22 protein-coding genes are annotated in these 26,659 nt (G+C 62.4%); 15 read left to right on the top strand and 7 right to left on the bottom strand.

All coding sequences use genetic code 11. From position 1 onward, the window contains the following. The first annotated feature begins 32 nt into the window (after window positions 1-32). The 3 genes from QCE79_RS06285 to QCE79_RS06275 all read left to right on the top strand — a co-directional run bounded on the left by QCE79_RS06285 (window position 33) and on the right by QCE79_RS06275 (window position 3,087). Window positions 33-1,364 (top strand): Nramp family divalent metal transporter, encoded by a 1,332-nt coding sequence (locus tag QCE79_RS06285; protein WP_250525836.1) that lies wholly within the window; start codon window positions 33-35, stop codon window positions 1,362-1,364. Window positions 1,365-1,530: 166 nt separating this feature from the next. Continuing rightward, complete coding sequence (locus QCE79_RS06280) at window positions 1,531-2,829, top strand: phospholipase A (RefSeq protein WP_370652115.1); 1,299 nt, start codon at window positions 1,531-1,533, stop codon at window positions 2,827-2,829. Window positions 2,830-2,886: 57 nt separating this feature from the next. Beyond that, the gene (locus QCE79_RS06275; protein WP_244825197.1) at window positions 2,887-3,087 is read left to right on the top strand and encodes a DUF1289 domain-containing protein; all 201 of its coding nucleotides are present in this window, start codon (window positions 2,887-2,889) and stop codon (window positions 3,085-3,087) included. A 190-nt stretch (window positions 3,088-3,277) separates the two neighbouring features. On the opposite strand, the gene QCE79_RS06270 is transcribed toward QCE79_RS06275, so the two are convergent. The 4 genes from QCE79_RS06270 to QCE79_RS06255 all read right to left on the bottom strand — a co-directional run bounded on the left by QCE79_RS06270 (window position 3,278) and on the right by QCE79_RS06255 (window position 9,100). Further along, entirely contained in the window at window positions 3,278-4,870 is a 1,593-nt protein-coding gene (locus tag QCE79_RS06270; protein WP_250464797.1) for an ABC-F family ATPase, read from the bottom strand. Window positions 4,871-5,059: 189 nt separating this feature from the next. Continuing rightward, on the bottom strand, window positions 5,060-6,505 hold the full coding sequence (thrC, locus tag QCE79_RS06265; RefSeq protein WP_309842739.1) for a threonine synthase: 1,446 nt from the start codon (window positions 6,503-6,505) through the stop codon (window positions 5,060-5,062). Between the two features lie 15 nt (window positions 6,506-6,520). Further along, the gene (locus QCE79_RS06260) at window positions 6,521-7,837 is read right to left on the bottom strand and encodes a homoserine dehydrogenase (protein ID WP_244825200.1); all 1,317 of its coding nucleotides are present in this window, start codon (window positions 7,835-7,837) and stop codon (window positions 6,521-6,523) included. 24 nt (window positions 7,838-7,861) lie between these two features. Continuing rightward, complete coding sequence (locus tag QCE79_RS06255) at window positions 7,862-9,100, bottom strand: pyridoxal phosphate-dependent aminotransferase (protein WP_244825201.1); 1,239 nt, start codon at window positions 9,098-9,100, stop codon at window positions 7,862-7,864. A 512-nt stretch (window positions 9,101-9,612) separates the two neighbouring features. On the opposite strand from QCE79_RS06255, the gene QCE79_RS06250 reads away from it, so the two are divergent. The 12 genes from QCE79_RS06250 to QCE79_RS06195 all read left to right on the top strand — a co-directional run bounded on the left by QCE79_RS06250 (window position 9,613) and on the right by QCE79_RS06195 (window position 23,261). Next, window positions 9,613-9,987, top strand: a complete 375-nt coding sequence (locus QCE79_RS06250) for an Mth938-like domain-containing protein (RefSeq protein ID WP_309842733.1) — start codon at window positions 9,613-9,615, stop codon at window positions 9,985-9,987. A 302-nt stretch (window positions 9,988-10,289) separates the two neighbouring features. Then, entirely contained in the window at window positions 10,290-11,963 is a 1,674-nt protein-coding gene (locus tag QCE79_RS06245) for a glycosyltransferase family 39 protein (protein WP_250492356.1), read from the top strand. 178 nt (window positions 11,964-12,141) lie between these two features. Continuing rightward, on the top strand, window positions 12,142-12,513 hold the full coding sequence (locus QCE79_RS06240; RefSeq protein ID WP_244825204.1) for an SMR family transporter: 372 nt from the start codon (window positions 12,142-12,144) through the stop codon (window positions 12,511-12,513). 75 nt (window positions 12,514-12,588) lie between these two features. Beyond that, window positions 12,589-13,749, top strand: a complete 1,161-nt coding sequence (locus QCE79_RS06235) for a DegT/DnrJ/EryC1/StrS aminotransferase family protein (protein WP_309842727.1) — start codon at window positions 12,589-12,591, stop codon at window positions 13,747-13,749. 19 nt (window positions 13,750-13,768) lie between these two features. Continuing rightward, complete coding sequence (locus QCE79_RS06230; RefSeq protein WP_244825206.1) at window positions 13,769-14,803, top strand: glycosyltransferase; 1,035 nt, start codon at window positions 13,769-13,771, stop codon at window positions 14,801-14,803. After that, a complete protein-coding gene (locus QCE79_RS06225; RefSeq protein WP_250509039.1) occupies window positions 14,800-15,786 on the top strand; it encodes a formyltransferase in 987 nt (328 codons plus the stop codon). Before QCE79_RS06230 ends, QCE79_RS06225 begins: the two co-directional genes overlap by 4 nt. Continuing rightward, entirely contained in the window at window positions 15,783-16,829 is a 1,047-nt protein-coding gene (locus QCE79_RS06220; RefSeq protein ID WP_244825208.1) for a bifunctional UDP-4-keto-pentose/UDP-xylose synthase, read from the top strand. Before QCE79_RS06225 ends, QCE79_RS06220 begins: the two co-directional genes overlap by 4 nt. 10 nt (window positions 16,830-16,839) lie before the next feature. Then, window positions 16,840-17,736, top strand: coding sequence for a polysaccharide deacetylase family protein (locus QCE79_RS06215; protein WP_309842723.1), 897 nt, complete (start codon window positions 16,840-16,842; stop codon window positions 17,734-17,736). Between the two features lie 95 nt (window positions 17,737-17,831). Continuing rightward, window positions 17,832-18,293, top strand: coding sequence for a peroxiredoxin (locus QCE79_RS06210; protein WP_244825211.1), 462 nt, complete (start codon window positions 17,832-17,834; stop codon window positions 18,291-18,293). A gap of 413 nt (window positions 18,294-18,706) precedes the next feature. After that, window positions 18,707-20,590 carry a PhoH family protein gene (locus QCE79_RS06205; protein ID WP_250509041.1) on the top strand — a complete coding sequence of 628 codons (1,884 nt, stop codon included), beginning with the start codon at window positions 18,707-18,709 and terminating at the stop codon, window positions 20,588-20,590. Window positions 20,591-20,783: 193 nt separating this feature from the next. After that, complete coding sequence (locus tag QCE79_RS06200) at window positions 20,784-22,148, top strand: NlpC/P60 family protein (RefSeq protein WP_309842717.1); 1,365 nt, start codon at window positions 20,784-20,786, stop codon at window positions 22,146-22,148. A 306-nt stretch (window positions 22,149-22,454) separates the two neighbouring features. Beyond that, window positions 22,455-23,261, top strand: coding sequence for an SDR family oxidoreductase (locus QCE79_RS06195; RefSeq protein ID WP_244825216.1), 807 nt, complete (start codon window positions 22,455-22,457; stop codon window positions 23,259-23,261). Window positions 23,262-23,343: 82 nt separating this feature from the next. Here QCE79_RS06195 and QCE79_RS06190 read toward each other — a convergent pair whose 3' ends face one another. From QCE79_RS06190 to QCE79_RS06180, 3 genes are all read right to left on the bottom strand, one after another. Then, window positions 23,344-24,354, bottom strand: coding sequence for an inorganic phosphate transporter (locus QCE79_RS06190; RefSeq protein ID WP_244825217.1), 1,011 nt, complete (start codon window positions 24,352-24,354; stop codon window positions 23,344-23,346). A 101-nt stretch (window positions 24,355-24,455) separates the two neighbouring features. Beyond that, window positions 24,456-25,082 (bottom strand): DUF47 domain-containing protein, encoded by a 627-nt coding sequence (locus QCE79_RS06185; RefSeq protein ID WP_244825219.1) that lies wholly within the window; start codon window positions 25,080-25,082, stop codon window positions 24,456-24,458. 153 nt (window positions 25,083-25,235) lie between these two features. After that, window positions 25,236-26,621, bottom strand: coding sequence for a replicative DNA helicase (locus QCE79_RS06180; protein WP_244825221.1), 1,386 nt, complete (start codon window positions 26,619-26,621; stop codon window positions 25,236-25,238). Between the last annotated feature and the right edge of the window lie 38 nt (window positions 26,622-26,659).

Genomic DNA, 26,659 nt, shown 5'->3' with positions numbered 1-26,659 from the left:
CTGTTGCAACGCTATTCAAGGCAACCGACCGCATGAACACCAATCCGTCCGCGCTTGCGCAGCTTTCGGCTACCGAGCCCGACGTACCGCCTCAATCCGGCAATCGTCAAGACCGGCCCCGCGCGCCACGCGGCCGCTGGTACACGTTCGTCGGCGCGGGTTCGCTCGTCGCGGTCGGCTACATGGACCCGGGCAACTGGGCGACGGCGCTGGCGGGTGGCGCGCGTTACGGCTATCAGTTGCTCTTCGTCGTGCTGCTCGCGAGTCTCATGGGCATGCTGCTGCAATGGGTGGCGTCGCGCGTGGGCGTCGTCACCGGCCGCGATCTCGCGCAGTTGTGCCGCGAGCGCTATAGCCGCCGCACGACGCTCGTGCTGTGGCTCGCATGCGAAATCGCCATCATCGCGTGCGACGTGGCCGAAGTCGTCGGCAGCGCGGTCGCCTTGCAGATGCTCTTCGGCGTCTCGCTGACCGCAGGCGTGTTGTTCTCGGCGGTCGGCACTTTCATCATGCTCGCGTTGCAAAGCCGTGGGCAGCGGCCGCTCCAGCGTGCCATCACGGCGATGATCCTTTTCGTCGGCTTCTGTTTCGTCGTCGAACTGGCGCTGGCGCATCCCGTCTGGAGCGATGCCTTGCGTGGCTTCGCGCCCCCGCGCGAGCTTCTGCGCGATGCCGGCATGCTCTGGCTCGCCGCCGGCGTGCTGGGCGCGACCGTCATGCCGCACAACCTTTATCTGCACTCGGCGCTGGTGAAGGAACACGCCCCTCACCACGACGACGCAACCATCGGCCGCGCGCTCAAGGGCGTGAATATCGATACGTTCGCATCGCTCGGGCTGGCGTTTATCGTCAATGCGTCGTTACTGGTGGTGGCCGCGTCGGTGTTTCATGCAAGCGGCCACTTCGATGTCGATGATCTCGCGGACGCGCATCGGCTCATCGCACCGCTCGTGGGAAGCCACTGGGCGGGCATTGCGTTCGCCGCCGCCCTGCTCGCGTGCGGCTTGAACGCGACGGTCACGGGCACGCTCGCCGGTCAGGCAGTGATGGAGGGCTTCCTGCAGCTGAAGATGGCGCGCTGGGCGCGGGCGCTCTTGACGCGTTCGCTTGCCATCGGCCCAGCGCTTTTCGCCGTCGCGAGCTTCGGGCAGCACGGTTCGAATACACTGCTCGTCGCGACTCAGGTCGTGCTGAGTCTGCAATTACCGCTGGCAGTGATTCCGCTCGTGCGCTTCGCTTCCGATGCCGGTCTCATGGGGCGCTGGCGCGTCGCCCGCGTGCCGCTTGCACTTGCTTGGGCTTGTGCAGGACTGATTCTTGCACTGAATGGCGCGCTGTTGTGGCAGATGGTGGGTTCTGTCTGAGCGAAAGGCGTTGGTATCGGCGTCGGCGCCTGGGCAATCCTTTCGCGGGCTTGAGCAAGAAATGCCTGCAAGCGCGATAGTGCGAGTGCCCAACCAATGACTCGGCACAGCGCGCCGCGTCAGCAGCCCTGCCGCACACCCCGACAACAAAACGCCAAACTACCCGATGCATCGTCCAAATTCGTTTGTTTTGCCGACACTCCTTCGTGCGGCTCATGCCCAAACCGGCGCTCGGCGCCGTCTTCGCGCCGCGACGTTCGCACTTGCCACGCTCAGTGCAGCGAGCACGGCGCATGCCACTGTCTCCGTGCTGCAACCGGCACGCGAAGCGGCGGCGTCGCAGCCGCTCGAAATCACGCTGCTTTATACCGATGACGGTAGCAAACCGCTTTCCATCGATGTGCCGAAGCAACTGACGGTGAATCTCACCAATGGCGATCTGCCGCCTGCGCCACTCACGCTCGCCCGCGATCCGAAGGTGCCGGACCATGTGCGCCTCGCGCCTGGGCAGTATCGCCGGGTGCGCTTTACGGCTGCGTGGCCCGAAAGCGCGCGCGGCACGATGAAGATCGATCCGGTCGGCTTCGATGCTTCACCCATGCTCGTCACGCTCAACCGCGGCAATACGCAGACGCAGGTGGTCGCCGCCGAGAAACGCGAAGCGCAGGCGACGACGCCCGCGCAAATGGCCACCGCCACCGCCGCCGCGAACACGACGGCCGTGCCGACGACGACCATCGACACCATGCTGTCCGGCCGCCTTTCGACCTTCGAGCCGATGTACTTCGCCGATGGCGAAAACGGCGACAATCTCGCGAAGTTCCAGTTCAGCTTCAAATACCGGCTGCATCTGCCGGACGACCCGCGCTCGCGCGGCTTCCTCGACAATCTCTACTTTGCGTACACGCAGACGACCATCTGGAACCTCTCCGCGCCGTCCGTCCCGTTTCGCGATACGAGCTATCAGCCGCAGCTTTTCTACTACGTGGAAGACACGGGCGTGAAGAGTCCGTTGTTCACGCGCATGGGCGTGGCGGCGGGTATCGGGCATGAATCGAACGGCAAGAGCGGCGATGAATCGCGCGCGATCAACATCATGTTCGTGCGGCCGACGTGGGATTTTGGCGACCTGAACGGCGAGCATCTGACCATCTCGCCAAAGATCTATTACTACTTGTCGAGAAGCGGGAATCATGACATCGCGGATTATCGCGGCTACACCGACTTCCTGGTCAAATACGGCAGCCCGGATGGGTGGCAGCTCGCAACGACCTTGCGCAAGGGCACGAAGCACTGGTATGGCAGCGTGGATTCGCAGCTCACCTACCCGCTGGCTAAGCTGATCGGCAGCGCATGGGGCGGTTATGTGTTTGCGAGCTACTTCAACGGTTACGGCGAAGATATCCTCGATTACAACCAGCGTCGTCACTGGATCGCGCGAATAGGCTACAGTATTGCCCGCTAATGTCTTTCAATGCGTGCGTCATGGCTTTGGTCATGGCGCGCGGCAATCAACGAATCCATGTCTTCGAATCTCCACGATCTTCCTGATAGTCCCTGCATCGGCGTGTGCTCCACGCTTTTCGACGACATCTGCAAAGGCTGCGGCCGCACGGCGGGTGAAGTGTCGAACTGGGTGTTTCTTTCCGATGCCGAGAAGCAGGCCGTGTGGGAGCGGATCAGGCGTGAAGGGACGGCGATGCGGTTCAGGAAGCCAACGTGAACCGGCTCGGCTAAAATGGTTTTGGCGGACCCGGACGAGCAGCATCCGCCTCAGTCATGGCGAAACCCGGGATGGGCTGCCGATGCGGGGTTGCTGGTTTCCCGACACAACAAAACCAGCGCGATAACCAATGAAAAAGCCGCGCATACGTCTGTATGCGCGGCTTTTGTTTGCAATGCCGACTGCGGCTTCACTGAATGCCCTGACTCGACAAGAAGTCCTCGTAATTCCCACCGAAGTCGCGCAATGTGCCATCCGTCTTCACTTCGATGATGCGGTTCGCCAGCCCGCTCACGAACTCGCGGTCATGCGACACGAAGATCAGCGTGCCTTCGAACTTGTCGAGTGCAATCTGCAGCGATTCGATGGACTCCATGTCCATGTGGTTGGTCGGCTCGTCCATGAGCAGCACGTTATGGCGGCCGAGCATGAGCTTGCCCCAGATCATGCGGCCCTTCTCGCCGCCCGACAGCACCTTGACGTTCTTCTTGATGTCGTCCGCGTTGAAGAGCAGGCGCCCGAGCGTGCCGCGCACCATCTGGTCGTCATCGCCTTCCTGACGATACTGGTCGACCCAGTCGGTCAGCGTCTCGTCCTTCGGAAACTCTTCGTAAGTGTCCTGCGGCATGTAGCCGACGTTCGCGTTCTCCGCCCACTTCACGCGGCCGCCGTCCAGGTCGAGCGCGCCCCTGAGCGACTTCAGAAGCGTGGTCTTGCCCGCGCCGTTTTCGCCGATGATGGCGATCCGCTCGCCCGGCTGCACGCTTAGGCTGAAGTTCTGAAAGATCGGGCGGTCGTACTTCTTCGTGATGCCCTCGGCCACCACCGCGATGTTGTGCAGCTTCTTCTCGAACTCGAAGCGGATAAACGGATTCTGCCGCGACGACGGCTTGAATTCCTCGATCTTGATCTTGTCGATCATCTTGAGACGGCTGGTCGCCTGACGCGCCTTCGACTTGTTCGCCGAGAAGCGGCGCACGAAGTCCTGCAGGTCGGCCACGCGTTCCTTCGCCTTCGCGTTCGCGTTCTGCTGACGCTCGCGCGCCTGCGTGCTCGCCAGCATGTAGTCGTCGTAGTTGCCCGGCCAGAGCTTGAGCGTGCCGTAATCCATGTCCGCCATGTGCGTGCAGACCTGGTTCAGGAAGTGTCGATCGTGCGAGATGATGATCATCGTCGAGTTGTACTGGTTGAGCACGTCTTCCAGCCAACGGATCGAGTTGATGTCCAGGTTGTTGGTCGGCTCGTCCAGCAACAGCACGTCCGGTTTCGAGAACAGCGCCTGCGCCAGCAGCACGCGCAGTTTCCAGCCTGGCGCAACGTTGCTCATCGGGCCATTGTGATCGGCGATATCGATGCCGATGCCAAGCAACAATTCGCCCGCGCGCGCTTCGGCCGTATAGCCGTCGTATTCGGCGAACTTCGCTTCGAGGTCGGCGGCGCGCATGTAGTCGTCGTCGGTGGCGTCGGGGTTCGCGTAGATCGCGTCGCGCTCGGTCATCGCGGCCCACATTTCGGTGTGACCCATCATGACCACATCGAGCACGCGCATGTCTTCATACGCGAACTGGTCCTGACGCAGCTTGCCCAGACGCACGTTCGGCTCGAGCATGACGTTGCCCGAACTCGGCTCCAGATCGCCGCCCAGGATCTTCATGAAGGTCGACTTGCCGCAGCCGTTCGCGCCGATCAAGCCATAGCGGTTCCCCTCGCCGAACTTGACCGAGATGTTCTCGAAGAGGGGCTTGGGCCCGAATTGCATGGTGATATTGGCGGTAGACAGCACGGCGCGTCCTTTGAATGATGTACGGCGAAAAACCTATGATTTTAGCAGATTTTGGTGGCGATTCTGGCTGGGAGCGGCATGAGCCTTGGCATTCCGGCAGATTACGCGGATCAAAAAACATCGGGGCGCCGGCCGAACCGGCCGCGCCCCACGCTCAGTCGCTCTCGATCCGCGCGCGGCGGATGCGCTTCAAGTCCGTTCAGCGATAAACGCCTTCACCACGGCTGCATCCGCAGGAACGATATCGAACCTTTGTGGCAGTTTTTCAAGTCCCACGAACGCGACGGGACGCTCCGGCTCACGGTTCAACGCCTCGCGGATGGTCTCGCCGAATTTGATCGGCTGCGCGGTCTCGAGCACGATCATCGGCACGCCGGGTTTGAGGTTCTCGCGCGCAACCTTCACGCCGTCGGCGGTGTGCGTGTCGATCATCGTGCCGTAACGCTCGAACACATCGCGAATGGTATTCACGCGGTCGTCGTGATCGCTCTTGCCCGACACGAAGCCGAATTGCTTCACCTGCGCAAAGTCGCCGCTCGCCGCGAGATCGAAGCCGCCCTTCTCGTCGACGTCCCGGAACAGTTGCAGCACGCGCGCCGGGTCGCGGCCGAGCAGGTCGTACACAAAACGCTCGAAGTTCGACGCCTTCGAAATATCCATGCTCGGGCTGGTCGTGTGATACGTCTCGTCCGCGCCGCGCACGCGATAGATGCCCGTGCGGAAGAACTCGTCGAGCACGTCGTTTTCGTTGGTGGCGACCACGAGCTGATCGATCGGCAGACCCATCATGCGCGCGATATGCCCCGCGCAGACGTTGCCGAAGTTGCCCGACGGCACCGTGAACGACACGCGCTCGTCGTTGCTCTTCGTCGCGGCAAAATAGCCCTTGAAGTAGTACACGACTTGCGCGACCACGCGCGCCCAGTTGATCGAATTGACCGTGCCGATCTTGTGCTTCGCCTTGTAGGCGTGATCGTTCGATACGGCCTTCACGATGTCCTGGCAATGGTCGAAATTGCCTTCGACCGCGAGGTTGAAGATGTTCGGGTCTTGCAGCGAGAACATCTGCGCCGTCTGAAACGCACTCATCTTTTTATGCGGCGAGAGCATGAACACGCGCACGCCGGTCTTGCCGCGCATGGCATATTCGGCGGCGCTGCCGGTATCGCCCGACGTTGCACCGAGAATGTTGAGCGTTTCGCCGTGCTTTTCCAATGCGTACTCGAAGAGATTGCCGAGTAGTTGCATTGCCATGTCTTTGAAGGCGAGCGTCGGACCGTTCGAGAGTTCGAGCAACGACAGCGGCGTGCCGTCCTCCACGCCGAGCGTCTTCAGCGGCGTGATCTGCGCGGCGCTTTCTTCGTGGCGCACGTTGCTGTAGACCTGCGCGACGTAAGTCTTGCGCGTAAGCGAACGCAGGTCGTCGGCGGGAATGTCATCGCTGAATTTCGACAGCACTTCGAAGGCGAGATCCGCATACGACAGCGTGCGCCAGCGCGCGAGCTCATCGGCCGATACGCGCGGATATTCCGCCGGCAAATACAGACCGCCGTCCTTTGCGAGACCGCCGAGCAAGATGTCCGAGAACGTGTGGCGCTCGTTCGAGCCGGCGCCGCGCGTCGAGATGTAGTTCATGTCGCGTTCCTGTGCTTAATTCAGCGTTGCCATGCGCAGTTTCGTCACCTTGGAGACGACCGTGGAGAGCGCTTCGATCTGGGCGATCGCCGCGTTCGCGTTCTTTTCCACCGTCTCGTGCGTGATGAGGATGATGTCCGTCTCGCCCTTGTGCTCGCCGCCGACGTCTTCCGATTCCTTCTGCAGCAACGCGTCGATGGAGATGCCCTTGTCCGCGAGAATGCGCGTGATGTTGGCAAGCACGCCCGTCACGTCGGCGACACGCAAACGCAAGTAATAGCCGCTCGTCACTTCGTCGATTGGCAGGATGGGCGTGTTTGCCAGACTGCCCGGCTGGAAGGCCAGATGCGGCACGCGATGCTCCGGGTCGGCCGTATGCAGACGCGTGACATCCACGAGATCGGCGACCACGGCCGACGCCGTCGGCTCCGCGCCCGCGCCCTTGCCGTAGTAGAGCGTCGTGCCGACCGCATCGCCATGCACGACGACCGCGTTCATCGCGCCTTCGACGTTGGCGAGCAGACGCTTGGCCGGCACCAGCGTGGGGTGCGTGCGCAACTCGATGCCCTTCTCCGTGCGCCGCGCGATGCCGAGCAGCTTGATGCGATAGCCGAGATCCTCCGCGTAACGAATGTCGATGGCCGCGAGCTTGCTGATGCCTTCCACGTACGCGCGGTCGAACTGCACCGGCACGCCGAACGCGATCGCGCTCATGATCGTGACCTTGTGCGCGGCGTCGACGCCTTCGATGTCGAAAGTGGGATCGGCCTCCGCGTAACCCAGATCTTGCGCGCCCTTCAACGCGGTCGCGAAGTCGAGCCCGCGGTCACGCATCTCCGAAAGAATGTAGTTCGTCGTGCCGTTGATGATGCCCGCGATATATTCGATACGGTTCGCGCTCAGGCCCTCGCGAAGCGCCTTGATGATTGGAATGCCGCCCGCCACCGCTGCTTCGAACGCAACCATCACGCCCTTTGCGTGCGCGGCTTCGAAAATCTCCGTGCCGTGCACCGCGAGCAGTGCCTTGTTCGCCGTGACCACGTGCTTGCCGTTGGCGATGGCGCGCAGCACCAATTCGCGCGCGAATCCCGTGCCGCCGATCATTTCGCAAACGATGGATATCGCCGGGTCGTCGACGACGGCGAGGAAGTCGTCGGTGACCGCCACGTCCGCTGCCGCTTGCACCTTCGACGGTGTACGCACGGCAATGCGCGTGATCTCGATACCTCGTCCCGCGCGGCGCCTGATTTCTTCCTGATTGCGGCGCAGCACCGTGAAGGTGCCGCTGCCAACCGTGCCGAAGCCCAACAGTCCTACTTTGATCGGTTCCATACAGCGTGAGTCTTCTAAGAAAAGTTAAGCGGAGTGACGTTTGCGATAGCCGTCGAGAAAGCGCGCGATGCGGTTGATCGAGTCGGCCAGATCGTCGAGGTTCGGCAGGAAGACCACGCGGAAGTGATCCGGCGTCGGCCAGTTGAAGCCCGTGCCTTGCACGAGCAGCACGCGTTCTTCGAGCAGCAGGTCGGTGATGAATTGCTGATCGTTTTCGATCGGGTACATCTTGGGATCGAGCTTCGGGAACATATACAGCGCGGCCTGCGGTTTCACGCACGTGACGCCGGGAATGGCCGTGAGCATGTCATAGGCGAGCTCGCGCTGTTTGAACAGCCGCCCGCCCGGCACGATCAGGTCGTTGATGCTCTGATAACCGCCGAGCGCCGTCTGGATGGCGTATTGGCCGGGCACGTTCGGGCACAAGCGCATGGACGCGAGAATGCCCAGACCTTCAAGATAGTCTTTCGCGCGACGGCGATTTTCCTCGATGAGGCCCGACACGGCCATCCAGCCCGCGCGATAACCGCACGAACGGTAGCTCTTCGAGAGACTGTTGAACGTGACGGTGAGCACGTCCTCGGAAAGCGCGGCCATGGACGTGTGCGTCATGCCGTCGTAGACGATCTTGTCGTAGACCTCGTCCGCGAAAATGATCAGGCCGTGTTCGCGCGCAATGTCGATCAGTTCGAGCAGCAGTTCGTCCGAATACAGCGCGCCCGTCGGATTGTTCGGGTTGATGACGACGAGCGCCTTGGTGTTGGCGGTGATCTTCGAGCGGATGTCGTCGAGATCGGGCATCCAGCCATTGCCTTCGTCGCACATGTAGTGACGCGGCGTGCCGGCCGAAAGACTTACCGCGGCCGTCCAGAGCGGATAGTCGGGCGCGGGCAGCAACACCTCGTCGCCATCGTTCAGAAGCGCCTGCATGGCCATGACGATGAGTTCCGACGCGCCGTTGCCGATGAAAATGTCGTCGAGCGTCACGCCCGTCACGCCCTTTTGCTGCGTGTAATGCATGATCGCCTTGCGCGCGGCGAATACGCCCTTCGAATCCGAATAGCCCGACGAACCCGGCAGATTGCGGATCATGTCCTGAATGATTTCGTCCGGCGCTTCGAAACCGAACGGCGCCAGATTGCCGATATTGAGCTTGATGATGCGATGCCCTTCTTCTTCGAGACGCTTCGCGTGTTCGAGCACGGGCCCGCGAATGTCGTAGCAGACGTTTTGCAGCTTGTTGGATTTGAGAATCGGTTTCACGGGCGCGGCTCTTGTGTTTGGGCTGTCTGGTGGATTCGTTTTTAAGGATTCGTTCTGGCGTTCTGTCGTTTCGGCGTTTCGATGCAGCAGGTGCCTCGGTCGATGCTCCGGCGGTTCGTGTCCGCTTCCGGAACGCGCACGCGAAGCGGGATGACACGAAGTGACGCGGGATGGCGACGAGCTGCGGCAGACTACGGCATGTTACTGGACTGCCGCCGCTTCTCGGGATTTCGAACCCTGGGCGAGGAACACCGCGCCGGATAGGGGCGCAGGCGTAACGCTACGGATTGCGTGTCGAAGGCGGCTTGTGGCGGCACGCGAGCGCAACGGGGGCCGCACGAGCGGTCCGCGCGGCTGGAAAGTTATAATTTACTGATTATGGCCCGGTTCCGCAATGCACCAAACACTGGCGCGAAGCGCCTTTTGGTGCGTTTTCCGCCGCCTTCTCGCGCTTTTTTCAGCCGCGTTCGGCGGATGCCGGGTTTTACTCCTTTCCTTGCCGGACCATCGTTTTGAAACTTCATCAAGACTCCAGCGGCGCGCTCAACACCATCACGAGCTACGGAGACGACTTCGTCGCAATCAATCTCGAACGCCATGAGGGCAGCGTGATCGTCATGCCCGAGGTGCCCGTCGTCAAATGGCCGGTGGCATCGTTCGACGCGCTCGCGCCCGAGCATTTCGAGGAACTCGTGAAAGCCGCGCCCGAAGTGGTCATCTTCGGCAGCGGTTCCAGATTGCGCTTTCCGCATCCGCGGCTCACGGCGGCGTTGACCAAGCATCGTATTGGCGTGGAAACGATGGATATCGGCGCTGCCTGCCGCACCTACAACATATTGATGTCCGAAGGCCGGCGCGTGGCCGCCGCACTGCTGATCGAGGAATGAGCGGAAACTAAGGCTCGGCTAAGGATGCGCCGCAATACTTCGGCGACAGGCGCCTCTTTGGCGCACGCGCTGGCGTCGCGACGCCCGGCGTGCGCCAATTTGACGAATCCGGCCTGGCAGTGCGATACACTCCCGCCCGGCGAACGTTGCGCCGAGCCTGAAAGGCGGTAATACAGCGTGCGCCACGGCCAGTCCGGCGCTCATGCGAGCCTGCACGCAAGCGACGGCTTCGCGCCCCGCGCGGCCGGTTGCGCCACTCATTCACAAGCGCCGCGCATGGCGGCATCGAACAGGTCGACTTCATGAACGATACGCCTTCGCGGCTACCGCTCACGCGTCTCTCACTCATTCTTCTCGTCGTCGCGCTGGCCGTCATCTGGTTCGGGCCGCTCGGACTCAGGCATCTCGTGCCGAGCGACGAGGGCCGCTACGCCGAAATGGCGCGCGAAATGTTCGTCACCGGCGACTGGATCACGCCGCGCTACAACGGCTACAAATACTTCGAGAAACCGCCGCTGCAGACCTGGGCGAACGCGCTGACCTTTGCGTGGTTCGGCGTCGGCGAATGGCAGGCACGGTTCTATACGGCGCTTTGCGGCTTCGCGGGCGTGCTGATGGTCGGCTACACGGGCGCGCGGGTCTTCAACGCGATGACGGGCTTCGCGGCCGCCGTGATTCTCGCGACCTGCCCGTACTGGAACCTGATGGGCCACTTCAACACGCTCGACATGGGCCTGTCGTTCTGGATGGGGCTCACGCTCTGCGCGCTTTTGCTCGCGCAACGCCCAGGGCTGGCCGTGCGCGAGGTGCGGCTCTGGATGTGGCTTTGCTGGGCGGCGATGGGCGCGGCCATGCTCTCCAAGGGGCTCGTCGGCGTAATCCTGCCGGGCGCGGTGCTGATCATCTACTCGCTCGTGGCGCGCGACTGGGCGCTCTGGAAGCGGCTTTATATCGGCAGCGGGCTGATCGTGTTCCTGATCGTCGTCGCGCCGTGGTTCGTGCTCGTGCAGATGAAGAACCCCGAGTTCTTCAATTTCTTCTTCATCGTGCAGCAGTTCAAGCGCTATCTGACGCCCGAGCAGAACCGTCCCGGACCGTTCTATTACTTCGTGCCGGTGCTCATCGTCGGCTTTCTGCCGTGGCTGTCGATCGCGTTCCAGAGCGTGCGCCACGGTCTCAAGACGCCGCGCCAGCCCAACGGCTTCGCGCCCGTGACCATGCTGCTCGTCTGGTCCGCGTTCATTTTTCTGTTCTTCAGCGCCTCGCATTCGAAGCTGCTGTCCTATGTCTTGCCGATTGCACCGGCGCTCGCGCTCGTCTTCGGGCTTTATCTGCCGTCGCTGACGAAGCCGCGTTATCGCATGCATCTGATCGGCTATGCGGTGTTCCTGATCGCCGCGGCGTTCGGCGCGATCTTCATCGGCCGGGCGGGCAGCGCGAATACGCCCAATGCGCTGTATCGCGCGTTCCAGATATGGGTTTATGCGGGACTGGCGGTGGCGTTCGTCGTGACGCTCACGGCGCTCTGGCTCAATCGCCGGAACGTGCTTGCGGGCGCGGCAGGGCTGGGCGCGGCGTGGCTGCTGCTCGGCACCATCGCGGGAACGGGTCACGACGTTTTCGGCACCGACAGCTCGGGCGTCAAGCTCGTGCCGGCCGTGAAAGCCGCGATGGCGAAACTCCCGCCCGGCACGCCCTTCTACTCGATCGCCAAGCTCGATCACACCATGCCGTTCTATCTCGATCAGCCGATGATCATGGTGCAGGAAGCCGACGAACTCACCTTCGGCGTGCAGACGGAGCCGCGGAAGTGGGTGCCGAGCATCGACCAATGGGTCAAGCTTTGGGACTCGCAACCGTATGCGCTCGCGCTGATGCCGCCTGGCCGCTACGACGACCTCGCCGCCCGCCATGTGCCGATGCAGGTCATCGCCCGCGACGCGCGCCGTGTGATCGTCGAGAAACCGCAACCGTGATGGCGCACTCTGCCACCTCGCGCGGCACCACGTCTGACACAGTGCGTGCCACGCGCGCAAACGGATTGCACGACCGTTCGGCCAACCCCGTTGTGGCGGCCCGGCTTTTTCCTTATCGTGTGAGACCAGCAAGACCGTCGGCACGATCAACCAGGCGCCAACCCGCGACTAATCCGCAATGAATCCGATTTCCTTCGCTTGTATCCTCATCGGCGTATTGTTGAACGCGTGCGCGCAGTTGCTGCTGAAGGCGGGCGTCAACGCCGTCGGGCACTTCGAACTCACGGCGAGCAACATTCTGCCGGTCGGTTTCAGGATCGCGACGCAATGGCCGATCATCGGCGGCCTTGCCTGCTATGTGCTGAGCGTGGGCGTGTGGATCGTCGGCCTGTCGCGCGTGGATGTGTCGATCGCCTATCCGATGCTCTCGCTCGGCTATGTCGTCAACGCCTTCGCGGCGTGGTATTTGTTCGGCGAGGTGCTGTCGCTGCAGCGGCTGATCGGCATCGGCATCATTCTGCTCGGCGTGGTCGTGCTGGCGCGCGGTTAGGCGCCGCGACCGGCGTTGAATTCACTCGTGCCGCCAATACATCAGATCAACTCCATTTTCTTAAGCAAATAGTCCATGACTCAGACATCGCGGCCGTTCCTGCCCTTCGTCAAGCCCGACATCGATGAAGAAACCATTCAGGGCGTCGCCGAAGTGCTGCGTTCCGGCTGGATCACGACGGGCCCGCAGAACCAGCAGTTCGAAGCGGAATTGTCGGAGTTCGTCGGCGGCAGGCCGGTGCGCGCGTTCAACTCGGGCACCTGCACGATGGAAATCGGCCTGCGAATTGCAGGCGTCGGCGCGGGCGACGAAGTCATCACGACGGCGATGACTTGGGTATCGACGGCGAACGTCATCATCGAAGTCGGCGCGACGCCGGTTTTGGTCGATATCGACCCGGCCACGCGCAACATGGACCTGAACTTGCTGGAACGCGCCATCACGCCGCGCACGAAGGCGATCATGCCGGTTTATCTGGGCGGCCTGCCGGTGGATATGGACCGGCTTTACGCCATCGCACGCGCCCACAAGCTGCGCGTGATCGAAGACGCGGCGCAGGCGTTCGGTTCGAGCTGGAACGGCAAGCGCATCGGCGCGTTCGGCGATCTCGTTTCGTTCAGCTTTCACGCGAACAAGAACGTGACGTCGATCGAAGGCGGCGCGCTCGTCTTGAACGACGAGGACGAAGCCGAACTCGCGCGGAAGTATCGCCTGCAGGGCATCACGCGCACGGGTTTCGACGGCATGGACTGCGACGTGCTCGGCGGCAAGTACAACCTGACGGATGTGGCGGCGCGCGTGGGTCTCGGGTCGCTGCGCAAGGTGGAAAGCATCACGCAACGGCGGCGCGAACTGGCGCAGCTTTACTTCGATGCCTTCGACGGCGGCGCGGCCGTGAAACTCGGTCTAGGCTTGCCGCCGCGCAACTTTACGGACAGTAACTGGCACATGTTTCAGGTCACGCTGCCGCTCGATCAACTGAATCTCACGCGCGCGCAGTTCATGGGCGAGCTGAAGGAGCGCGGCATCGGCACGGGCGTGCACTATCCGGCCCTGCATCTGTTCACGCTGTATCGCGAGCGCGGCTTCAAGGAAGGCATGTTCCCGCACGCGGAGCACTTCGGCGCATCCAACGTGACGTTGCCGCTTTTCCCGCAAATGAGCGCGGAGGACATCGCGCACGTGGTCACTTCCATCGACGAGATCTGTGCGCAGCACGCCAGACTGCATGCCTAACAAGGACACCCAGCGCAACATGAGTCATACGGATTTCGCGGCGACGGCACCCGAGGTAACGGTCGTCATTCCGGTCTACAACGAGGAAGCCGGCCTCGCCGCCCTCTTTGAGCGCCTTTATCCGGCGCTCGATGCGCTCGACGCATCGTACGAGGTGATCTTCATCAACGACGGCAGCCGCGACAAGTCGGCCGCGCTGCTCGCGCAGCAGTTCCACGTGCGTCCGGACACCACGCGCGTGATCCTGCTCAACGGCAACTATGGTCAGCACATGGCGATTCTCGCGGGCTTCGAGCAATCGCGCGGCGAGATCGTCGTCACGCTCGACGCCGACTTGCAGAATCCGCCCGAGGAAATCGCCAAGCTCGTCGAAAAGATGCGTGAAGGCTACGATTACGTCGGCACCATTCGCGAACAACGGCAGGACAGCCTGTGGCGCAAAAAGGCATCGCTTGCCATGAACCGTCTGCGCGAGCGCATCACCAAGATTCGCATGACGGATCAGGGCTGCATGTTGCGCGCGTACAGCCGGCATATCATCGACACGATCAACCGCTGCGGCGAAATCAACACGTTCATTCCGGCGCTTGCCTACACCTTCGCACAGAACCCGATCGAAGTGGGCGTGGCGCACGAAGAGCGCTTCGCGGGCGAATCCAAGTACTCGCTTTATAGCCTCATCCGGCTGAACTTCGACCTCGTGACGGGCTTTTCGGTCGTGCCGTTGCAATGGCTGTCGTTCATCGGCGTGATCCTTTCGGTCGGATCGGCGGGCCTGTTCCTGCTGCTGTTGATTCGCCGCTTCATGTTCGGCGCGGAAGTTCAGGGCGTGTTCACGCTCTTCGCCATCACGTTCTTCATGCTCGGCGTGATCATCTTCGCGCTCGGCCTGCTTGGCGAATATATCGGCCGGATCTATCAGCAAGTGCGCGCGCGTCCGCGCTATCTCGTGCAGACCATTCTCGAGCAGCGCGACGGCCTGCCAACGGCCAGCCAGCCGCGCCAGCAAGTGATCCATCTGGCGGTCGCCGATCGCGAGGACGAAGGCCGATGAAGCCGCGCGCCGTCGTATTCGCTTATCACAATGTCGGCGTGCGCTGTCTGCAGGTGCTGCTCGCGCGCGGCGTCGACGTGCGGCTCGTCGTGACGCACGAGGACAGCGCAAGCGAGAACATCTGGTTCGGCAGCGTGGCGCAGGTCGCGGCGGAACATGGCATCGACGTGATCACGCCCGCCGATCCCAAAGCGCCCGACGTGCACGACGCAGTCGCCCACGCCGCGCCGGATTTCATCTTCTCGTTCTACTACCGGCACATGCTGCCCGTGACGCTGCTCGCGTTGGCCAGGCGCGGCGCGTACAACATGCATGGCTCGCTGTTGCCGAAATATCGCGGCCGCGTGCCGACCAACTGGGCGGTGCTCAACGGCGAAACCGAAAGTGGCGCGACGCTGCACGAAATGGCCGAAAAGCCCGACGCCGGCGCGATCCTCGCGCAGACGTCCGTGCCTATCCTGCCGGATGACACCGCCGCTCAGGTCTTCGACAAAACCGTGGTCGCCGCCGAGCAAACGCTCTGGCGCGTACTGCCCGCCCTGCTTGCCGGCGAAGCGCCGCGTCTGCCGAACGATCTCGCCGCCGGCAGCTACTACGGCGGGCGCAAACCGGAAGATGGCCGCATCGACTGGACGGCGAACGCACAACGCGTCTACAACCTGATTCGCGCGGTGGCGCCGCCCTATCCCGGCGCGTTCACGGACATGGGCGGCGAGCGCTTCATCGTCGCGCGGGCGCGGCTCGTTCCCGAAACCGGTGCGCCCGGCGTTACGCGCGAGCGGCTCGCCGCGCTCAGGGATTTGCCCTGCGGCCTGACGCTGGCGGATAATGCGCTGTTTGGCGTCTGCGGCGATGGCCGCGTCGTCGCCGTGCACGAGTTGCGTCATCGGCCATTGAATGCCGAAGCGCAGCCCGTGGGCGAGGAGCGCACCGTCGAACCCGCCGAATTCGGCCGAATCATTCAATCCTCTCGTCATTCATGAAAAAAGTTCTCATCCTGGGTGTCAATGGCTTCATCGGCCATCACCTTTCCAAGCGCATCCTCGAAACGACCGACTGGGAAGTCTTCGGGATGGACATGCAAACCGATCGCCTGGGCGACCTCGCGAATCACGAGCGGATGCATTTCTTCGAAGGCGACATCACCATCAACAAGGAGTGGGTCGAGTATCACGTCAAGAAGTGCGACGTGATTCTGCCGCTCGTCGCCATTGCCACGCCCGCGACCTACGTGAAGCAGCCGCTGCGCGTGTTCGAACTGGACTTCGAGGCCAACCTGCCGATCGTGCGGTCGGCGGTCAAGTACGGCAAGCACCTCGTGTTTCCGTCGACCTCCGAGGTGTACGGCATGTGCGCCGACGAGCAGTTCGATCCGGAGAACTCCACGCTTTCCTACGGCCCCATCAACAAGCCGCGCTGGATCTACGCCTGCTCGAAGCAGTTGATGGACCGCGTGATCTGGGGTTACGGCATGGAAGGCCTCAACTTCACGCTGTTCCGCCCGTTCAACTGGATCGGCCCGGGCCTCGACTCCATCTACACCGCGAAGGAAGGTTCGTCGCGCGTGGTTACGCAGTTCCTGGGACACATCGTGCGCGGCGAGAACATCAGCCTCGTCGATGGCGGCGCGCAAAAGCGTGCGTTCACGGATATCGACGACGGCATCGGCGCGCTGATGAAGATCATCGAGAACAAGGACGGCATGGCGTCGGGCAAGATCTACAACATCGGCAATCCGGTCAACAACTTCTCGGTGCGCGAACTCGCGCACAAGATGCTCGCGCTCGCCGCCGAGTATCCCGAGTACGCGGAGACCGCGAAGAAGGTGCAGCTCGTCGAGACTTCGTCGGGCGCGTACTACGGCGCGGGCTATCAGGACGTGCAGAACCGCGTGCCGAAGATCGACAACACCATGCAGGAACTGGACTGGAAGCCGGAAGCGAGCATGGACGACGCGCTGCGCAAGATTTTCGAAGCGTATCGCACGCTCGTCGGCGAAGCTCGCGCGCTCGTCGAGCAGTCTTAAGGAACGGCGCGTGGCCCGTATCGTTCTCAAGATCGACGTCGACACCCTGCGCGGCACGCGCGAAGGCGTGCCCAAACTCGGCAGATTGCTCGACAAATGCAGCGCCCGCGCGACGTTTCTGTTCAGCCTCGGGCCGGATCACACCGGCTGGGCGCTGCGCCGCGTGTTCCGGCCGGGCTTTCTAAAGAAGGTGTCGCGCACGTCTGTCGTCGAGCATTACGGTGTGAAGACGCTGATGTACGGCGTACTGCTGCCAGGGCCGGATATCGGCCGCGAGGCGAAGGCCGAAATGCGCGCCATCCACGAAGCCGGGTTCGAATGCGGCATCCATACGTGGGATCACGTTTACTGGCAGGACAACGTGCGCGCGCGCGATCAGGCGTGGACCGTGTCGCAGATGCAGCAAAGCCATGCGCGTTTCATCGAGATTTTCGGCGCGCCGCCCGTCACGCATGGCGCGGCGGGCTGGCAGATGAACGGCTACGCGTTCGAACAGATCGACGCCTGGGGCATGCGCTACGCATCCGACGGGCGCGGCCATACGCCGTATATTCCAGTGCTCAATGGCCGCACGCTCGATCACATTCAGATGCCGACCACCCTGCCGACCCTCGACGAAATCCTCGGCGTCGATGGTGTCGACACGACCAACGTCGCCGCGTATCTCTTGCGTCACACGCAGAACAATCCGCGCGACCAGGTTTTCACGCTGCACGCCGAACTCGAAGGCCAGAAGCTCGCGCCGGTGTTCGAGCAACTGCTGGCGGGCTGGCGCGCGCAGGGACACAGCTTCGCCACGATGGGCGACTATCATGCGACGCTGGACCGCGCTTCCCTGCCCACGTACCCTGTCACGTGGGGCGAGATCCCTGGCCGCGCCGGCGAATTGATCGTTCAGCCGGGCTGATCCGCTTCTGCTTACTAGTCCCTCTGCTTCAAATAAACAACATCTGGCCAAGGTTGGGCTACGCGCCCGACCCTGGCCGACAAAGGAGAAACTTCGTGTCAGTCGCAGTCGATCAGCCCGTTCCCGACTTCACCGCACCCGCCACCGGCGGCGAGTTCACGCTCTCGAACCTGCGCGGCAAGAAAGTCGTGCTGTTCTTTTATCCCAAGGACAACACGCCCGGCTGCACGACGGAAAGCCTGCAATTTCGCGACCACTACGATCAATTCCAGGCCGCTGGCGCGGAAGTGGTCGGCATCTCGCGCGACAGCGTGAGATCGCACGACAACTTCAAGGCCAAACTGGAGCTGCCGTACACGCTGGTATCGGACGCCGACGAAGCCATCTGCTCGCTTTTCGATGTCATCAAAATGAAGAAGATGTATGGCAAGGAAGTGCGCGGTGTCGAGCGTTCCACGTTTCTGCTCGATGCAAAAGGCGTGCTGCGCCGCGAGTTTCGAGGCATCAAGGTGCCGGGGCACGTCGAGGCCATCGTCGAGGCTGTACAAGCAATTTGAGGCGCGCTATATTGGTCCGCAATGAGCGCCTGTCCACCCCATGACCTTCTACCGAGCGAAAGCTGCCGTACGCCATTAGGCGCAATCGGCAGGAGCCCGGGCTATGCGAGGCATCTACGGCGGTACAGCGCACCAGACTCGAAGTCAGCCGCTGGTTCCGGTAGTCGGGACGGCGGCTTTTTTATTGGCGTCGCGCGAATGCCACAGTCGGCCACGAGGTTTTCCGGACCTTCGCACGACACCAGTGGACGCACACTCAAGGAGCAGATCGAAACTTAGGCGAACCGGCGTTTTCGACAAACGAAGCGCGCCGCCGGACGCAGACTGCGAACCACGATTCGCTGCGAGGGCGAACGAGCAGAATGCGACAGGCGGCGCGCAATATACGACCCGATTCCTTTCGAGGGAACACCATGCCTTTGCCTACCGCCCCGGCCAAGCTCGGCCATCTCCTCCCGGCTGAGGAATACAAAGCCAAAGCCCGGCCGTCGAAGCAGAAGAAACAGACGTCGTCATCCGGCGACGAGGAAAACGGCGCGGTCCAGACCGTCGCCGCCGAGCGTCCCGCGGCGAATGCCGCGCATACGCTGCGTTCCATCGCGAGCGAGGTGCTGACCCAGATTCCGCTCGAAGCGCCGAGCGAAGCCGTCATGCCCGCCGCGCCCGCACCTGCCACGCGCGCACGCCGCACCAAACAGACCGCCGCGCTCCTGCAGCCGGCGCCGAACGCGCGTCAGGCAGCCGATGAAGCCGCGCCCGCAACGCCTGTCGAACCCGCCGCGCGCGAAGCCCGTACCGGCCGCGCGGATGCACCCGTCGCGCCCGCGGCCACGACCGCCGCGCGCGCCGCGAAAGAGCCGGCCGCGCAGAACAAACGCCGTCAGCGCGGCGTGCAGGAAGCCGAATTGCACAAGCTTTTCGTGCTCGATACCAACGTGCTGATGCACGATCCGAGCTCGCTCTTCCGCTTCGAGGAGCACGACGTCTATCTGCCGATGATGACGCTCGAAGAACTCGACAATCACAAGAAGGGCATGTCGGAAGTCGCGCGCAATGCGCGTCAGGTGAGTCGCACGCTCGACGCGCTCGTCGCGCACGCGGGCGAGATGTCGGCGGGGCTGCCGCTCGCCGCGCAGGGTAATCGCGACGCGCTCGGACGGCTCTACTTCCAGACGACGCTCACCGATATCGAACCGGTCGAAGGCTTGCCTGTCGGCAAGGCGGACAACCAGATTCTCGGCGTCGTGCGCGCGTTGCAGAAAGAGCGCCCGGACCGGCAGGTCGTGCTGGTGTCGAAAGACATCAACATGCGTATCAAGGCGCATGCGCTCGGCTTGCCCGCCGAAGACTACTTCAACGATCAGGTTCTCGAAGACAAGGACCTGCTCTATTCGGGCGTACGCGCGCTGCCGCAGGACTTCTGGACCAAGCACGCCAAGGGCATGGAGAGCTGGCAGGACACGAAAACCGGCACCACGTATTACCGCGTGACCGGTCCGCTGTGTTCGTCGATGCTCGTCAACGAGTTCGTCTATCTGGAGCCGCAGAACGGCGAGCCGTCGTTCCATGCGGTGGTGCGCGAGTTGAACGGCAAGACGGCGCTCTTGCAGACGCTGCGTGACTACGGCCATCACAAGAACAACGTGTGGGGCATCACGGCGCGCAATCGCGAGCAGAACTTCGCGCTCAACTTGCTGATGAACCCGGAGGTCGATTTCGTCACCCTGCTCGGTCAGGCCGGCACCGGCAAGACGCTCATGGCGCTTGCCGCCGGCTTGGCGCAAGTGCTCGACGACAAGCGCTACAACGAGATCATCGTGACGCGCGCGACCGTGCCGGTGGGCGAGGACATCGGCTTTTTGCCGGGCACCGAGGAAGAGAAGATGCAGCCGTGGATGGGCGCATTCGACGACAACCTCGAAGTCCTGCAGAAAACCGACGATGCCGCCGGCGAATGGGGCCGCGCGGCGACGCAAGAACTGATTCGCTCGCGTCTCAAGGTGAAGAGCATGAACTTCATGCGCGGCCGGACGTTCGTGGATAAGTACGTGATCATCGACGAGGCGCAGAATCTCACGCCCAAGCAGATGAAGACGCTCGTCACGCGCGCGGGTCCGGGCACGAAGATCATTTGCCTGGGCAATATCGCGCAGATCGACACGCCTTATCTGACTGAAGGCAGTTCCGGCCTGACCTACGTGGTGGATCGCTTCAAGGGATGGACGCATAGCGGCCATGTGACGCTTGCGCGCGGCGAGCGCTCGCGTCTGGCGGATTACGCGTCGGACATTCTGTAAGCGCTTTTGACTTGACGAAACGGCCCGGTGAAGCGATTCGCCGGGCCGTTTCTATTCGTCCGATCGTTTCGCCACTGCAACACTTACGACGCAAACTTCATGTGATGTCTCAGGAAAACTTGCCGCACGTCCGTTCGGCGGTCTAGTATCGACAGACTGCCCTCTTCTGGCGAGATGCTGCTCGCCGTCTGCAATGCGTCGAATCTGGCTGCCGTTTCTTGTCTCCGTTCTGCTCGCCGCGTGTGGAAGCGTGCCGCAGGAGAGCACGCGCAAGCCGGCGGCATCGTCGACAGCCGCGAATCGCACGTACAAGCCGCCTCCTGGTTTCCCGACTTTCGTCGACCATAGCGTCGGGCGCGAGGAAATTTCGATTCAGGCGATGGCGCTCGTTGGTGTGCCGTATCGATGGGGTGGGAATACGCCGGAAGCGGGCTTCGATTGCAGCGGACTCGTACGCTACGTGGTGGATCGCGCGGCGTCGGTGAATCTGCCGCGAACGACCGCCGAGATGAGCGGGCGCGGGGAATCGATCGAGCCGGACGGCGTTGCGCCCGGCGATCTGATTTTCTTCAACACGACGGGGCGGGCGCATTCGCATGTCGGGATTTATGTCGGCAAGTTGCGGTTCGTGAATGCGCCGTCGACGGGCGGGACGGTCCGGCTCGATTATTTGACCAATCCTTATTGGGCAAAGCGTTTCGACGGAATCCGGCGCGTTGCGCCGCCGAAAAGCGGGCCCGCGCCTTTCGATGCGCCGACGTACTTGGCGTCGCCTGCTGGATCTGACGTGCCGACGGCGGCGGGTGCGAGCGCTCAGGTTTCGGCTAATGGACGGTTATCTTCGACGCCTGCCGATTCATATGCTAGGGAAAGCGCGGCGGGGACGAGTAACGAGGCATATCAACCGCCTGTATCGGCATTGAATGCGGGGGAACGGCGAAGCACGGTGACCAATGCCGCACGATCCAACGCCGATGCGTTCGAGCCGCCGCCATCCAGGTTGAGTGCAGCGCAGCGGCAGGCGCTTGCGGCCGGCGCGACGGCCAGTTCCGCGCGATCGAATGCCGATGTTTCCGAGCCGCTCCCATCGACCTTGACCGCAGGGCAGCGACAGGCACGCGCGGCAACCGGTACTGGACAATCCAGTACCGATGCCTTCGAGCCGCCGCCACCTACTTTGAGCGCGGCGCAGCGTCAAGCGCTTGCGGCAGGTGCAACCACCGATACCGCACGATCCAGCGCCGACGCCTTCGAACCTCCGCCGCCCGCCTTGAGCGCCGCGCAACGCCAAGCCCGCCTTGCCGGTGCAATCGCGCCATCCGCGGTGGCAGGCTCGGCAAACGCTTCCCCCGATCCCATCCAAGCCGCCGCCGACGCCTTCGAACCGCCGCCGCCGACATCGAACGCCGCACGCAAGCAAGCGCGCGCGGCGCAGGCAACGAGCGATCCCGCCGATCCGCCCGCGCACGTCATCCGCGCATCGACCGGCTCGCTTACCGCGCCGCGTTCGAACCAAGCTGACGATCCCATCGCGCGCTTCGCCACCGGCAGCAACTGAGACTCACACGAGATTCAAGGCGCGCGGCCGCGTCCCGAACACCGACTTTGAGGCCGGAATCTCTTCGTCGCGCTGTTCGCGTCTGCCGTTTTGTTCTGTCCGCGTTGCCCTATATCGCCGGATTTAGGCTTCATGGATAGAAATAGCCCTTCGGTTTCGGCACCGCCGCGCGCGGCTTAAGCGCATCCGATACATATCGAACCGAGCGAAACGCAACTCCATCGCCATCCACAGTCGTCGCCCCTCTCTGCTATCGTGACTAGATCCCGCCGCGACAGGCGGCGCAATCAGAAGGAGCCAATCACCATGGACTTGGGTCTTGCCGGGAAAGTCGTCCTGATCACGGGCGGCAGCAAGGGAATCGGTTTCGCATGCGCAAAAGCCTTTGCAAGCGAAGGCGCAAAAGTCGCGATCGTCTCGCGCGATGCCGCCAACCTCGCGCGCGCCCGCGAACAACTCGCGAAAGAAGGTCATCACGTGCATCTCGCCCGCGCCGATCTGCACGAAGCGCACAGCGCCGAAGATGTCGTCGAGGAAGCGAGCGCGGCGCTCGGCCCCATCGACATCCTGATCAACAGCGCCGGCGCCGCGCGCCGGTACGATCCCGACACGCTCGACGCTGCCGCGTATAAAGCCGCGATGGACGCGAAATACTTCTCCTACGTCTATCCGCAGCAAGTGGTGCTAAAGCGCATGGCCGAACGCTTGCGCGGCGATCCGAACATAGAGCCGGGCGCGATCGTGAATATTGTCGGCATGGGCGGGAAAATCGCGTCGGACATTCATATTGCGGGCGGCGCGGCCAATGCGGCGCTCATGCTCAATACCGTCGGCCTTGCGCATCACTATGCCAAGCTCGGCATTCGCATCAACGCGATCAATCCGGGATCGACGCTCACCGAACGCGTCGAGGAAGCCCTCGCGCTCGAAGCCGAACGGCAAGGCACGACACGCGACGCCGTGCTCGCCGAGAGCCAGTCGAAGGTGCCGCTAGGCCGCTACGCGAAACCCGAGGAAATCGCCGACGTCGCGCTGTTCCTGGCGAGCCGTCGCGCGAGTTATGTATCGGGCGCAATCATTCCGATGGACGGAGTGTCGTCGCCGATCATCTGAGAGCGACGCCGCCGAGCGCGGCAATCGATTTGCAACAGATGCAAAACGGCCCCGTCGTGAACGGGGCCGCTGAAGAAACCGACTACAAGATACGGTGGCCGATCCACCAACCGACCGCCGCGAGCACCGCGGATGCCGGAATAGTCAAGATCCACGCCCACACGATATTTCCCGCGACGCCCCAGCGCACCGCGCTGAATTTCTGCGTCGCGCCCACACCGACGATGGCGCCCGTGATCGTATGCGTGGTGGACACCGGAATGCCGAGGAACGATGCGACGAAGAGCGTGATCGCCCCGCCCGTTTCCGCGCAAAAACCACCGACGGGCTTAAGCTTGGTGATCTTCTGACCCATGGTGCGCACGATGCGCCAGCCGCCGAACAAGGTGCCAAGACCCATCGACAGGTAACACAATCCGATGACCCAGATGGGCGGCGCGTCTGCCGCGGAAGAAGCGTAGCCAGTCGCGATCAGCAGCATCCAGATGATGCCGATGGTCTTCTGCGCGTCATTCCCACCGTGGCCGAGCGAATAGAGCCCGGCGGAAATGAGCTGCAAGCGCCGGAAGCGCCTATCTACCTTCGATGGTGGCGTGCGGAAATACAGCCACGACACGAGCAGCATGAAAAACGAGCCGAGCACGAAGCCGAGCAGCGGCGAAATGAAAATGAACGCGACAGTCTTCAGAAGACCGTCCATGTTGAGCGATCCCCAGCCCGACTTGGCGAGCGCGGCACCGACGAGTCCGCCGATCAGCGCGTGCGACGAGCTAGACGGAATGCCGTAGTGCCATGTGACGATATTCCAGCCGATCGCGCCGACGAGCGCGCCGAAGATCACGTAGTGATCGACGATATCGGGATCGATCGTTCCCTTGCCGACGGTCGCCGCGACCTTCAGGTGGAAGATGAAATACGCGATGACGTTGAACGCCGCCGCGAAAGCGACCGCTTGTTGCGGCTTGAGCACGCCGGTGGAGACCACCGTGGCGATGGAGTTGGCCGCGTCGTGAAAGCCGTTCATGAAGTCGAACGCGAGCGCGACTATGACGAGCAAGGCGACTGCCCAGATGGCGAGTTGAATCGAATGCATCGGTTGCTTTTGTTTTGACCAGCTGTGAAAAGCGCCGGTTTTGTCCTCTTGACCCGCCGCACAGAGCTTTGATCACGCGCTGGCGGGCATGGCCGGCGTGGTCAGGCGTTTTCCAGAACGATGCCTTCGATGATGTTCGCGACGTCTTCGCACTTGTCGGTGATCGTCTCCAGCAACTCGTAGATGGCCTTCAGCTTGATCAGCGTCTTGACGTCGTCTTCCTCGCGGAAAAGTTTCGACATGGCGGAGCGCAAGACGCGGTCGGCGTCGGATTCCAGGCGGTCGATTTCTTCGCAGATCTTCAGGATTTCGCTCGCGCGTTTCATGTCCGCGAGCAATTCCACCGCCTTCTGCACACGCAGGCACGTCGCCGTGCAGATGTGCGCGAGCTGGCTCGCCTCGGAAGTCACCGCGCGTACGTCGTAGAGCGAAATGGCCGTGGCGACGTCCTCCATCAAGTCGAGGATGTCGTCCATCGTCGTGATGAGCTTGTGGATTTCGTCGCGATCGAGCGGCGTGATGAAAGTCTTGTGCAGCAGATCGATGGTTTCGTGCGTGAGCTTGTCGGCGCGCTTTTCGGCCGTCTGGACGTTCTGCTTGTGGACCTCGGCTTCGTCGAGGTTATCGATCAGCAATTCGAGCTCGCGGCTTGCATCGATGATGCATTTCGCGTGCGCGTTGAAAATCTCGAAGAATTTGCCCTCGGTGGGCATGAAACGACCGAACATGAAAATCCCGAAAAATGGGTCAATGAGACAGACATCAAACCGACATATTGTACCTTTGCCCGGCAGCCCACGCACCGCGCGCGAAGCGCCGCGCGGCGCGTGTCGACACGAAGTCTTGACATCGAGCAGAAGGGATGCGCGCGGCTTCGGGCGTTATTCGCCGTAAAAACTCTGCGCGCCGGCGAAATTGTCGAACTTCGTGTATTGGCCGTGAAAAGTCAGTCGCACGGGCCCGATCGGACCATTACGCTGCTTGCCGATGATGATTTCCGCCGTGCCCTTGTCCGGGCTGTCGGGGTTATAAACTTCGTCGCGGTATATGAAGAGAATGACGTCCGCGTCCTGCTCGATAGCGCCGGATTCCCGCAAATCCGACATGATCGGACGCTTGTTGGGGCGCTGTTCCAGACCGCGATTCAACTGCGAAAGCGCGATCACCGGCACGTCGAGTTCTTTCGCGAGCCCCTTGAGCGAGCGCGAGATTTCCGAGATTTCGGTCGCGCGGTTTTCGCCGCCGCCGGAGCCGGACATCAGCTGCAAATAATCGACGATGATGAGCCCGAGCTTGCCGCACTGCCGCGACAAGCGCCGCGCGCGCGAGCGCAGTTCCATCGGGTTCAGGCCGCCCGTTTCATCGATGAAAAGCTGCGCCTCGCTCATTTTCTGAACCGCGTGCGTGAGCTTCGGCCAGTCTTCGTCGGTGAGGCGGCCGGTACGCATTCTGTGTTGATCCAGCCGGCCGACCGAGCCGAGCATACGCATGGTCAGTTGCGTGCCGGGCATTTCCATCGAGAAAACGGCGACGGGCAGACCATACTCCACCGCCACGTATTCGCCGATGTTCATCGAGAACGCCGTCTTACCCATCGACGGACGTCCGGCCACGATGATCAGCTCGCCGCCGTGCATGCCCGACGTCATGCGGTCGAGGTCGACGAAACCGGTTGGCGTGCCCGTGACATCGCTCGGATTGGCCGTGTGGTAAAGCGTGTCGATGCGCTCGACAACTTGCGTAAGCAGCGGTCCGATTTCCAGAAAGCCCTGCGTGCCGCGCGCCCCGTCCTCGGCGATGGAAAACACACGCGATTCCGCCTCGTCCAGAATCTGGCGCACTTCCTTGCCTTGCGGATTAAAGGCATCGGCGGAAATTTCATCGGCGACGGAGACCAGGCGGCGCAGCACCGCGCGATCGCGCACGATTTCCGCGTAACGGCGAATGTTCGCTGCGCTAGGCGTGTTCTGAGCAAGCGCATTCAGATACGCGAGCCCGCCCACTTCCTCGGCCTTGCCGGCCATGTTGAGCGCTTCGTAGACGGTAATGACGTCGGCGGGCCGGGTGGTCGAGATCAGCTTGCCGATGTGCTCGTAGATGATCCGATGGTCATAGCGATAAAAATCGCCTTGCGACATCACGTCGGCGATTCGGTCCCACGCCGCGTTGTCCAGCAGCAAACCGCCGATCACCGATTGCTCGGCTTCGATCGAGTGCGGCGGAACCTTCAGCGCGTCGAGTTGCGGGTCTTTGGACGGAGCGTTCATGGGGTGGAATTATCGATGAAATAGACGCAAGCGGACAA

Source organism: Caballeronia sp. LZ003 (assembly GCF_031451465.1).
Lineage (GTDB): Bacteria > Pseudomonadota > Gammaproteobacteria > Burkholderiales > Burkholderiaceae > Caballeronia.
This window is presented reverse-complemented; position numbering and strand designations above follow the sequence as displayed.